9 protein-coding genes are annotated in these 12521 nt (G+C 52.4%); 4 read left to right on the top strand and 5 right to left on the bottom strand.

The annotated features are described in order from the left end of the window. Nucleotides 1-110 precede the first annotated feature (110 nt). The 3 genes from E9531_RS03185 to E9531_RS03175 all read right to left on the bottom strand — a co-directional run bounded on the left by E9531_RS03185 (nt 111) and on the right by E9531_RS03175 (nt 2762). Nucleotides 111-680 carry a YceI family protein gene (locus tag E9531_RS03185; RefSeq protein WP_136572308.1) on the bottom strand — a complete coding sequence of 190 codons (570 nt, stop codon included), beginning with the start codon at nt 678-680 and terminating at the stop codon, nt 111-113. Between the two features lie 104 nt (nt 681-784). Then, on the bottom strand, nt 785-1333 hold the full coding sequence (locus E9531_RS03180) for a cytochrome b (protein WP_136572307.1): 549 nt from the start codon (nt 1331-1333) through the stop codon (nt 785-787). Between the two features lie 295 nt (nt 1334-1628). Then, entirely contained in the window at nt 1629-2762 is a 1134-nt protein-coding gene (locus tag E9531_RS03175) for a PQQ-dependent sugar dehydrogenase (protein WP_136572306.1), read from the bottom strand. 351 nt (nt 2763-3113) lie between these two features. On the opposite strand from E9531_RS03175, the gene yajC reads away from it, so the two are divergent. The 4 genes from yajC to E9531_RS03155 all read left to right on the top strand — a co-directional run bounded on the left by yajC (nt 3114) and on the right by E9531_RS03155 (nt 9213). Further along, complete coding sequence (gene yajC, locus E9531_RS03170; RefSeq protein WP_136572305.1) at nt 3114-3452, top strand: preprotein translocase subunit YajC; 339 nt, start codon at nt 3114-3116, stop codon at nt 3450-3452. Nucleotides 3453-3598: 146 nt separating this feature from the next. Further along, nucleotides 3599-5524: a protein translocase subunit SecD gene (gene secD, locus E9531_RS03165; protein ID WP_136572304.1), complete on the top strand. Its 1926-nt coding sequence runs from the start codon at nt 3599-3601 to the stop codon at nt 5522-5524. 11 nt (nt 5525-5535) lie between these two features. Then, complete coding sequence (gene secF, locus E9531_RS03160; protein ID WP_136572303.1) at nt 5536-6486, top strand: protein translocase subunit SecF; 951 nt, start codon at nt 5536-5538, stop codon at nt 6484-6486. Nucleotides 6487-6519: 33 nt separating this feature from the next. After that, nucleotides 6520-9213: a DUF1631 family protein gene (locus E9531_RS03155; RefSeq protein WP_136572302.1), complete on the top strand. Its 2694-nt coding sequence runs from the start codon at nt 6520-6522 to the stop codon at nt 9211-9213. Nucleotides 9214-9368: 155 nt separating this feature from the next. On the opposite strand, the gene E9531_RS03150 is transcribed toward E9531_RS03155, so the two are convergent. After that, nucleotides 9369-11126 (bottom strand): vWA domain-containing protein, encoded by a 1758-nt coding sequence (locus E9531_RS03150; RefSeq protein WP_211343356.1) that lies wholly within the window; start codon nt 11124-11126, stop codon nt 9369-9371. 224 nt (nt 11127-11350) lie between these two features. Further along, entirely contained in the window at nt 11351-12313 is a 963-nt protein-coding gene (locus E9531_RS03145) for a LysR family transcriptional regulator (RefSeq protein WP_136572301.1), read from the bottom strand. Nucleotides 12314-12521 lie beyond the last annotated feature (208 nt).

Genomic DNA, 12521 nt, shown 5'->3' with positions numbered 1-12521 from the left:
GGTTCTCCTGTTGAAGGTTAAATGGAAATAAATACAGTACAGGCATATGCGGGCTCTGACTTGATGCGTTACGCACCCCACCAGTTGTGCAACCAGCAGCGCCTCAAAAATTACAGTGGATCGACGCCGTTAATCGCCAGCTTGAATGTCACCTTGACCTCATCAGCCACCATAGAAGTGTCACTCCACTCGCCTTCACCGATTTTGAAGTTCAAGCGCTGCAAAGGAATCTCACCCGTTGCAATCGTGGCACCGTTGGTTTGTTGCAGCTTGACTGGCACCGTCACATCCGTACTAACGCCTTTGATATTGAGCTTGCCTTGGGCCTCATATTGGCCATCCCCAACGGCTTTGATGGATGAAGAGCTGAAGCTTGCTTGAGGAAATTGCGCCGTATCGAACCAAGGTTTTTTAGCCAGTTCAGACTCCGTCTCTGGCACGCCAATCGTGGCGCTACCAGTATCTACCTTGACATTCACGCTGCTGCCAGCCAGATCTTTAGGATTGAGTTTGACATCGGCCCCAAAAGTCTTGAAATGGCCAGTCACAGGCACACCCAGCTGTTTGAACGTGAACTTGATTTCGCTTTGGTCAGCAGCCAGACTTTGTTCTGCCCATGCTGCAGCCGTCAAGTTCAAAACAGAAAGGGCTGCGACGGCAATCAGTGAAGATGTTTTCATAACAATCAGTATTTAAAGTTTGAAGAGGGTGCGAGCGTGTCCACCCCATCAGGAGCAGTTTTGAAAGGATTGGTTCCCCAAAGGCGCATCCAACAGGATGGAGATCAAGGCAGCATGCGCCCAATCAATCCATCACGATCAATGAATTGATGCTTAACCACGGCCAGCACGTGTAAAACAATCAGTCCCATCAATGCAAATGCGGCCAACTTGTGCCAAGGCTTGATCAGCTGTGCTAACTCTGGACTGGCCGGAACAAAATCTGGCAAGGGGAGCTGCCCGAACAAAACAATCGGAAACCCAGCTGCAGAGCTGTATGCCCACCCCAGCAGCGGAACGGCAAAAAACAGCAGATACATCAGATGGTGCGTACCATGGTGTGCCACATGCTGCCAGCGAGGCATGGCTTCAGCCATACGCTGTGGCAATGGCGGCGGACGCTTGATCAAACGTGTTGCCAAGCGCACGATAGACAATACCAGCACCAATACCCCTGCCCATTTATGCCAGTTCATGTATTTGAGTTTTTGCATTGAAAAAGGCAAATCCACCATATACAGGCCGAAAAAGAACAAGAACAAGATCGCAGCCGCCAAAAGCCAGTGCAGCAAAATGGCCGTAAGGCTGTAGCGTGAGGGAGGTTGTGGGTGCATAGTTAGGCCAATTGTGGGCAATATAGTGGTCTTATAGAGACGAGATGATGCCCAATAGCATGCGTTGCATAAAGGCATTCAAGCGGAATGGACTGTTTCGCAAAACGAGATGGCCAACAACATGAAAAATTGAGCCCTCGTTTTTTGCGCAGGATTGGTGTCCAAGTCCGCACAAGAGTTCATTCTTGAACGCCATAAAACCACCTTTTTATCTTGAAAGGCCAGGCTCTAACTCCCCATTTGTCGTGCCAACGCACAACAAACACGGCGAATGCCACAAAAAAAGGTTGAACACTCAACTTGGTGTCAATCGTAAGAGACGCCCTTTCTTGCCATCCTCTAGCACCCATAGCGCACCATCGGGAGCTTGCGCCACCGCACGAATCCTCCGCCCCATATCAAAACGCTCCACTTCCCTAGCTGTTGTTGCCTTCAACTCAACGCGAACCAGCGATTGTGAGGACAACCCCGAAATCAAAGCATTGCCTCTCCAATCGGGAAAGTCATCGCCTTGGTACACCACCATGCTAGAAGGCGAGATAACCGGAGTCCACGTGATAAGCGGAGCCTTGAACTCAGGACGGGTGTCATGGTCAGGAATCGTGCGACCACTGTAATGGTCACCATTGGAGACAATCGGGTAGCCATAGTTGCTGCCGCGCTCGATACGGTTGAGCTCATCGCCACCACGCGGCCCCATTTCAACTTCCCACAGCTGGCCTTGTGCATCAAAGGCAATTCCCAGGGGATTGCGATGCCCTAATGACCATACTTGGGCAGCGACACCTCCTTGTTTGAAAAAAGGATTGCCTTCAACGGCAGCGCCCTCATCTGTAAGACGCAACACTTTTCCCAAGTTTGATTGCAAATCTTGCGCTGGATCGAATTGCTGGCGATCACCACTGCTCACCCACAGCAAATCGTCCCGGTCAAACAGTAGGCGATGCGCATAGTGGCCCCGCCCCGAAACCTTGGGAACTTGGCGCCAAATCACACTTACATCATGCAAGGAAGGGCCTTTTTCGGTCACTTCCAGTCTTCCACGTGCAATTGCAGCGCCAGCACTACTGCGTTCACCAACCTCCGCATAACTCCAATAAACCCAACGATTCTGCGCAAATTGTGGGTGCAAGACCACATCACCCAATCCACCTTGACCGCCATATTCAACCTCAGGCACTCCTGCAACCGCCTGACTGTTGCCAGTGGCAAGGTCTACCCATTTCAGGCGCCCAGAGCGCTCAGTCACCAACGCTTGGTTTTCGGGCAAGAAAGCAACGGCCCACGGCTGGTCAAAGCTCGCCACGGCTTGAGACACAAAAGGCAGGGATGAAGTTGATGTGCTTTGTGCATAGGCGCTCACAGTGCCTGTCAACAACAAAATGCGAACTACAGCGGCCGAACAAACGGCAGCAAAACGATTTTTCATAGCACCCCCAAGACAAGAAACCCGAACAGCATGTGCCATCGAGCACGCATGTACAGCCGTTACCTGCGCGCATAATGGGGCAATGCTTTGCTCCGAGGAGGATATAACCTGCCAACTCGCCGGAAAACATAGCATCGACTGACTAGACGCATACAATGGCATGTTCACCGTTTTAAATCAGTATGCAAAAGCAGGCGTAGTCAAGGAGTTATCCTGATCTGCTTGATTGAGAGTGCTTCTAGTGATTCAAAAAGCAAAGGTATTGACAAGATGCCTCTTTGATTCAGACAAAAAGCCCCCAGATGCCACGCTTGTGCATACGATGAGACTATTTTCTGGAGCTTTGATTCGATGATTTCTACTGCCTTTGCCCAAACTGCCCCTGCTGCCGAAGCCGCTGGTGGCGCATCCATGCTGACTGGGATGCTGCCGCTGATTTTGATGTTCGTGGTGCTTTACTTCATCATGATTCGCCCTCAAATGAAACGTCAAAAAGAGCATCGCGCAATGATTGACGCTTTGGCCAAGGGTGATGAAGTCACTACAGCGGGCGGTATTGTTGGCCGAGTCAGCAAATTGAGCGAACAGTGGATCCATCTGGAAATCTCCCCTGGCGTGGAAGTTCAAGTGCAGCGCTCTGCTGTTGGTCAAGTTCTGCCAAAAGGGACGTTTGATAAAAACGCTGCTTGATGGTCCAAGCCGATCCTGTGGGAAGAGACATACCGCGTGCCTAATGCCATTGCGTTACGCACACAGGCTGTACCTCCACAGGATTTTTGTTTTACGCACCTGTCCCCTGTCGTTTGCCACACGAACGACTCAGTAAAGAAACGATCATGAACCGCTATCCGGTATGGAAATACGCAATCATGGTGATTGCGTTGATTGTTGGGTTCCTCTACACGCTTCCCAATATCTACGGCGAAGACTACGCTGTACAGGTAGCATCTCTGCGCGCAGATGCACCAATTGACGATGGCCTTCAAGCACGCGTACTGAACGCATTGCAAAGCCATCAAATTGAAGCCAAAAGCGTTGAACGAGAAGAAGGATCGTTGCGCGTTCGCCTCAACAAACAAGACGACCAAGCCCCTGCACGCGATGCCATCGCCGCCTTGCTGGTGCCCGATGAAAACAACCCTTCATACTCCGTCGCGTTGAACCTTCTCTCCCGCACCCCTGCTTGGTTGCGCTCAATCAATGCCAAACCTATGTATTTGGGTCTGGACTTGCGCGGTGGTGTGCACTTCACACTGCAAGTGGACATGGACGGTGCAATGCTTCAACGCAGCGAAGCCATTTTGAGCGGCTTGCGTGGTGTACTACGTGAGAAAGATATTCGCCATGGTGGGCTGCGCCGCGATGGCCAAGCCATTGAAGTTACGCTGCGTAACGCTGCTGATGCCACGCAAGTACGCAATGTGGTGCAAGACAACTACGCTGACATGATGCCCGATCCGAATACGTCATCGGACGAGCGTATCCGTTTTGTATTCACGCCTGAAGCCGTCAAACGCGTGCAAGAGCAGGCGATCAAGCAAAACATTGGCACCCTGCACAATCGTATCAATGAGTTGGGCGTTGCCGAACCAGTGATTCAACAAGCGGGGCCCAACCGGATTGTGGTGCAATTGCCTGGCGTTCAAGATGTGGCGCAAGCCAAGCGCATGATTGGGCGCACCGCTACATTGCAAGTGCGATTGGTGGATGAATCTTCTGAAGGCCGTGCGGCTGAACGCGGTGCAGGCCCTGTTCCTTTTGGCTCAGAAGTGTTTGAAGATGCCAGTGGTCAAAAAGTCGTTGTGCAACGGCCTGTAATTCTGACTGGTGAAAATTTGTTGGATGCCCAACCGGGCTTTGACACACAACAAGGCAATATGCCTGTCGTGAATTTGGAGTTTGATGCCCCTGGTTCACGCATCTTCCGTGATGTCACCCGTGCCAACGTCAACAAACGCATGGCCATTGTGCTGTTTGAACGTGGTCATGGCATGGTGGTGACTGCTCCCGTGATCCGCCAGGAAATTGGCGGTGGCCGGGTCCAGATTTCTGGCTCCATGACCTCGCGTGAAGCGACTGAAACAGCAGTGTTGCTGCGCTCTGGTGCGCTGGCTGCCCCCATGGAGATCATTGAGGAATACACCATTGGGCCAAGCTTGGGTCAGGAAAACATTGAGCGCGGCCAAAACAGCGTGATCTGGGGCATGGTCCTGATCATGGTGTTCATGTGCATTTACTACATGGTCTTTGGCGTGATTTCGTCGCTGGGCCTTTTTGTGAACGTGCTGCTGCTGCTGGCAGTGTTGTCTATGTTGCAGGCGACGCTGACGCTCCCTGGCATTGCCGCGATGGCTTTGGCGTTGGGTGTTGCGATTGACTCGAACGTACTGATCAATGAACGTATTCGAGAAGAACTGCGCGCAGGCGCCTCACCACAAGCGGCCATTCATGCTGGTTACGAACGGGCATGGGCCACCATCTTGGACTCTAACGTCACCACCTTGATTGCCGGTTTTGCATTGCTCGCATTTGGCCATGGCCCGGTGCGCGGCTTCGCTGTAGTGCACTGTATTGGTGTGTTGACCAGTATGTTCTCTGCCGTGTTTTTCTCGCGCGGCTTGGTGAATCTCTGGTATGGCCGTCGTAAGCGCCTCAAAGCCGTCTCGATCGGCCAAGTCTGGCGCCCGGCAAACAGTGCTGCCCCCTCTTCTGCTGTCGCTACCACCGACTATGCAGACCAAGAACCCGCAGGTAAAGCATAAGGAGCGCCACCATGGAATTTTTCAGAATCCAGAAGGACATTCCTTTCATGAAGCACGTGTTGGTCTTCAACATTGTGTCGATTGTCCTGTTTGTCCTCTCCGTCTTTTTCTTGGCTACCAAAGGCTTGAATCTCTCTGTGGAATTCACAGGGGGAACGGTGATGCAAGTGCAGTATGCCCAAGCGCCTGATTTAGAAAAGGTGCGCAATACCATCTCGGGCATGGGCTACAAAGAAGTGCAGGTTCAAAATATCGGCACGGCACGAGACATCTTGATTCGCCTGCCTGTACAAGAAGGCGCTACCTCTGACCAACAGAGCGCGCAGGTGCTTGCCCAACTGCATAAAGAAACTGCTGATGTGCAATTGCTACGCACTGAATTCGTGGGGCCACAAGTCGGCGATGAGCTGACCCACCAAGGTTTGCTGGCTTTGGCTTTCGTGGCTTTGGGGATTACGATTTACCTCGCGTTCCGGTTTGAATGGAAATTTGGTGTTGCTGCCATTGTTGCCAACTTGCACGACGTGGTGATCATTTTGGGCTGCTTCTCGCTCTTCCAGTGGGAGTTCTCTCTGGCAGTGCTCGCTGGCGTCTTGGCCGTGTTTGGCTATTCTGTCAACGAGGTGGTGGTGATTTTTGACCGCGTGCGTGAAATGTTCCGCAAGAACCGCAAAATGAGCACACGCCAAGTACTCGACCATGCCATCACCAGCACCATGAGCCGTACGGTAATTACCCATGCATCGACAGAAGCGATGGTGCTGTGCATGCTGTTCTTTGGCGGCCCAAGCTTGCACTACTTTGCTTTGGCACTAACGATCGGGATTGTGTTCGGGGTTTACTCTTCCATTTTTGTGGGCTCTGGTTTGGTATTGTGGATGGGCGTCAAACGTGAAGATCTGATCAAACCAGCCAAAAACACCATTGATCCCAATGACCCCAATTCGGGAGCTGTGGTGTAATTTTCTCCCGCTTGGCTTCGCAGATAGGTAACCATGGACCATTCAAATTCCAATGAAAACGAACATGAAGTCCTGATCCGCTTGGCCAGGCAGCACTTCTTACAAAGTTTGTGCTCCAGCATTCCAGAGCTGGATCGCTTGGTAGTTAAACGTTTTGAAATGGCAGGGGACAGCAACTTCCAGGAATTGGAAGGAGGTGCACTGCCCATCACAACGTGGTTTCAAGACTACATGCAGCATCGCCGGTCTTGGGCACAGAAGCTCTTGGCCATATGGCGCGCCGCACTGGTAGAGGACGTCAATGCCAGCAAAACCCAAACACTGGCGGCCGCAACCAGCATCGAAGAACTCAGCCTTGTTAGTGATGATGTCATCGAGGGCATGATTGCCTCATCGCGCATCAGCATGAATGTGGCAGAAAAGGTTGAGCCGAGCTTTGCAGAATTGCGCAAGCGTCTATTAGCGCTCCAGCAATCCACTCTGCGTTCTAAAGACGCCTTCCAACCGTTGGTAGTAGCCGAGAACTTGGTGGAGGCATGGACTGAAGCACGCTTGCAAAAGCGCGCATTCATGTGGGTCATGCAAGGCATCGCCAAAGATTGGGCTGCGATACTGCTCAACGCATACCAAACCAGTAATGACTTTCTTGAAGAAAAAGGGATAAAACCCCTCAAGGTGCAACCAGCCTCGGCTGCACGCACGGCTGAAAATCCAATGTTTAGCCACCCATCCTCGGCAATGCCTAGCTATATGAGCGCAGGGCATCAAGAGGCACAAATAGCAGCCAGCGCAGCAGCAATTTCAGGCATGGCGGGGGCTCAACACCCCAATAGCCCGACGCACACTCTGGCTGGCGCATATCCCATCGGGGCGGCAGGCATACCTGGAGGCATGGTCAGTGCTACTGGCTCACCAGCCCATGCCGCCGCACCAGGTTTTCTGGCCCCACAGATGCTTATTCCTGGTACGGTAGCCCCAGTTGCTCACCATGTTGAAGCAGCAGCATTGGTTGCCCCTGTTGCGCAATTTGGACAACCAGCCATTCAGCAGACCTCGGCCCTTTGGAATGGAATCCAAGCACGTCTGGTGCAGGTCATTGGCCCTGCACCTTCAGCAGATACCAGCATCACGTCGCTAGCCCCCTCTCCAGCACTGGTGGAAGCCATGGGGGAGCAGCAGATTTATGTGCAAAAACTCGCGCAAGCTGCTAGTCCATCGGCTTTGATGAAAGCCCCTGCACAAGTGAGTCAAGAAGTTGCCCAGCTGGCACGAGAGCAGTCTGAGGCACTAAAAGAAGAGGCGGATAAACCAAACGAGAAAGCCATCATCGAGATGGTCGCGTTAATGTTCCAAAGTGTGATCTCGGAAGGACGTGTGCCAGCCTCTGTGCGTGTTCTTTTCGCCAGACTTCAAGTTCCCGTCTTACGCATTGCCTTGTCTGAACCAACCTTCTTCACTGACCAGGCACATCCTGTTCGTCGCCTCATTGATCGCATGGGCAGCGCAGCCATGGGGTTTGATGGTGCTAACTTTCAAGGCAGCGCACTAGAGGTTGAACTTTCTCGGATCGTGCAAATGATTGAGCAATACCCAGATACAGGCTCCAAAGTCTTCCAGCTTGCGCTCAATGAGTTTGAAAAATTTCTACAGAAATTTCTAGCCGAGAATCGCCAGGCTGGTCAAGCCATGTCAGTAGCACAGCAGGTCGAGGAAAAAGAAACGCTGTTGGTCAAATTCACCATTGAACTGCGCAAAATGCTGCAGGATGTCCCAATTAAAGACGAATTGCGGGCCTTCTTGTTCAAAACATGGGCCGAAGTGCTGGCTGTCTCAGCCGTGCGATCTGGCGCGCAAAGCACTGAAACGAAAAAATTCAAACAAACCGCTGCCTTGCTGGTCTGGGCTGTTGGCTCTAAAACAGACGTTGTCACGCGCAAGCGCGTGATCCAGGCGCTACCTGGCCTGTTGGCCCGATTGCGTCATGGACTCTCGATGATTGGCGTGACAGAAGTTGCTCAAGAAGCAATACAGAATCAAATCACTCAGTCCATTCAAACGGCCTTTATTTCTCAAGCTGAAGGACTCTCGCTCGCAAAGATAAAGCAACTGTCCACGCGTTTGGAAGGGCTGGAAAAACTCGTCTCGCAAGAAGATGTCGAAGACATTGCCTTGAGTCCTGAAAATATTGAGATGATGACCGGATTGGAATTAGCAGGTTTGGTGGTCATTGAAGAACCTGCCAATACAGGTGTGAGCGCAGAAGTATTGCAATGGGCCCGCAATCGCTCAGTGGGCGAATGGTTCTACCTTATCCCTGGAGGAGGTAAAAATACCTCACCAACACACACGACCAACAGCAAGCAAGGCACCCGCGTACAGTACGCATGGCACAGCGCACATCGCCACCTGCACCTGCTGCTCATGCCCGATGGACGCAGCCTATTGATGAAACTCAAAACACTTGCGGTCTGTTTTGACCAGGGCCAACTGATTCCTGTCGACCAAGAAGGTCTGATGCTACGTGCTACCCGTGTCGCACTCAACCAGTATCAACCTCTAACGCATGAGTTAGCCAATGCCTTGGAACGCTCCGAAGAGTCTGTCCTCACGACCTTGGCAGCAGACAATGCTGTGACTAACGTACTGACCCTTCCTGAAGGAATCGACTTCGCCACACCATCACCAGCACCACATACCAAAAGCCAAGGCTCCGCATCGCTGCAATAAGCAGTGCCTACTCAGAGCACGAACACACTCCTGAAAACCGGAGGCTTGAGATTGAAACTAGGCACAAAACAGAAGGCATTACAAGCAGCACGACAAGGTCTTGCTGCGACGCGGCGTATCAATGGTTGTGTTAATAGCTCTTCAGGGCACGGTCTTTATCGCTGCTGCGCGGCTGTAGGACTCAACGATTGCGCCAACTCGACCAATTGCACAAATCCATGGCGGTACCCTTGAGCGTCCTCTCCCAGTGAAGCCTTGGCCAGACGCAAAGTGTCAGCATATGTCCATTGGTTCAAATAAGTGCCCCCACGCAGTTGCTGACCAAATGCAGCCACAGCCGCGGAAAAACCCCATTCTGAGCTAGGCTGAACATCGTCAGATGTGCGACGAACTACCTGCGCCACTTCTATACTGGTCTTCTGGCCCGGTTTCTTGTAACGAATGCGCAGCGCTCCCCATTCATCACTTTCATACGTGCTCTGCATCACAGGTGCTGCTGCGCCATAACGGCGCTGAGAATACAGCCCCTCTTGGCCCGCTGGGGTTATTTCATACAAAGCCGTCACGCTTTTACCCGCGCCGATTTCTACCGCATCGACTTGGTCATTGCGAAAATCAGCTTCATTCAGCAATCGGTTTTCATAGCCAATCAAGCGCCACTCAGCCACTGTCTGCGGGTTGAACTCGAGTTGCAATTTCACATCCGCTGCCACACTGTTGAACGTTGAGGACAGCTCATCAACCAAGACTTTGCGTGCCTCTTGTAGCGAATCGATGTAACTGTAGTTGCCGTTTCCCACTTGCGCGATTTGCTGCATCAACGCTTCGTTGTAGTTCCCCTGCCCATATCCGAGTGTGGTCAATGAAATTCCTGTGGCACGCTGGCGTTCAACCATGTTTTTGATATGCTCCACATTTGTTTCACCGACGTTGAAATCCCCGTCTGTGGCCAGTAATACACGGTTGATTCCACCTGGAATGAAACCTGCACGCGCTTGCTGGTACGCCAGTTCCAGCGCAGAGGCCCCCGCCGTGCTTCCACCAGCAGTCAAGCGCTCTATGGCCGCAAGAATCGTGGCCTTGTCATCGCCCTTTGTGGGGGCCAGCTCCACAGCAACTCGGCCAGCATAGACCACCAGCGACACTTTGTCCTGCGCTCGCAACTGCTGTACCAACTGCCTCAGCGAAGCTTGTACAAGCGGTAATTTATCCCGCGTACTCATCGAACCTGAAACGTCCACTAGGAACACCAAATTCGCCGGAGGCATGGAGGCGACATTTTGTTCAACGGCCTTCACACTGACGCGTAACAGCAAATTCTCAGAATTCCATGGCGTAGTCGCTATTTCTGTCTGCAACGCGAACGGATGAGCGCCCTGCGCTTGGCTGACCTCATAGGGGAAGTAATTGACCATCTCCTCTACCCGCACCGCGTCCTTCGCAGGCAACTGGCCTTGATGCAAAATACGCCGCACGTTGCTGTACGAGCCTGTATCCACATCCAGGCTCAAAGTAGAAACGCTCTCTTGTACAGTCCGTTTGACTGGGTTGTCTGATAGCCGCTCATAGCGTTCCCGCGTCTCCAATAGGGAGGGTCTGGCGCCATGATGTGACTCATGCAATGGCGCGGCCACCACAGTACGCTGCGAAGAGCTTGGAAGACGCTCCATGGTTGAAGCCTCTTCCAACATCGCTGGGCTACCATAAAGCGTCACTGTAGGTGCTGCTGGTGATGGATGAGCAGGGGCCACTGCCAAAGCAACCGGCTCAACAACCTCATCAGCCATCGGTTTCGCAACAGATGATGGATCAGCGACAGGACCCACATCCACAGCCTGTGGCACACGAGGCCCACAGCCACTAACCGACAGCGCCAGCGACATGACGGCGACCCAATAAACGTTCTTCTGCATCATTTTCTCCTGCTGATTGTAAAAATGCACAACGGCAAGGAGTGAAACGCTGCCAACAGTCAAACCGGGTTAATCAGTGCAGAAAAACATCAAGAACAAGTCACCAAACACTGTTCCCCCTTTTGTTTCGCAACGAGCGACGGTGGAAAACCAATAGCTATGCAGGGTGTTTGATGCAGTAATTACTAGACTATGTGTAAATCCCCTCATGCACCCAAACATAGTCAAGGCACTACTGTTTGGCGCTGCCAAAAACCTGGCTGCTCGTAGTGCTCACGCAAAAAGTCAATCCACAGGCGCACGCGCAACGGCATGTGTTTGCGCTCAGGCACCACCGCAAAGATCCCATTGGGTGCCGCGGCATAGGCCTCAAGCAATTGCTCCAAACGGCCATTGGCAATGTCAGCCTCTACCTCCCACGTACTGCGCCATGCAATGCCGTAACCAGCCAAGCACCAATCGTGTAAAACTTGGCCATCCGTGCAATCCAACGTCCCTCTCGGTTTGACATACATGTGTTGCCGATGGGGCGGCGCGCCAGATGGCACTTCCAGCGTTTCTGGCTGCGCAATAGAAAAGGCCCAGCCTTTGCTTTGTGAAGCCTCGCTCGAAAGGCCCAGACAATTGTGCTGCGCCAAATCCGAAGGATGCTGCGGCCTGCCATAACGCTGCAAATACACAGGGGCTGCAACACACAACCGGCGGTTGTCCGCCAAACGAATGCTGACCAGGCTCGAATCGGGCAAATCCCCTACGCGAACGGCACAGTCATATCCCTCACCAGCCAGATCCACCAAACGATCACTGAGATTGAGAGAGACGCGCACATCAGGGTGGCGTTCTTGAAACAGCGGCACCAGGGGTGCCACATGGCGTCTACCAAAACCTGCAGGCGCGGTCAAACGCAAGTGGCCACGCGCCTTTACACTCCCCGCAGAAACACTGGCCTCTGCATCAGACCAGTCAGCCAGAAGTCGCTGGCAACTCTCCAGAAACGCCACACCTTCATGGGTGAGAGAAACACGGCGCGTGGTCCGCACCAACAGCTTCACCCCCAAAAGAGATTCCAACGCATCCAAGCGGCGACTCACAATCGCGGGCACTACATCCTCGACCTTGGCAGCAGCCGTCAAACTGCCTTGCGCAGCAACACGAACAAAGGTTTCGATAGCCTTGAATTTGTCCATAACAGTCCAGAGTGAGACAACCTGCGAATGGCACGCATAGCCAGTCGATCATTTTTTACTTAAACGCAATAGTAATTGTATTTTTGTATTGTTTATTGTCTTTGAAATATTTAATAAAGTCATCTCATTGCAAGTTGCCTACAGTTAACTTGCTGCAATAGGAACAACGCCAAAACGCACTCTACTCTTGCTATGCCACCAGCTTGCT

The sequence above is a fragment of the Lampropedia puyangensis genome (genome assembly GCF_004833285.1).
Lineage (GTDB): Bacteria > Pseudomonadota > Gammaproteobacteria > Burkholderiales > Burkholderiaceae_C > Lampropedia > Lampropedia puyangensis.
Note: the sequence above shows the minus strand (reverse complement) of the source record. Positions and strands in the feature narration are given on the sequence as shown.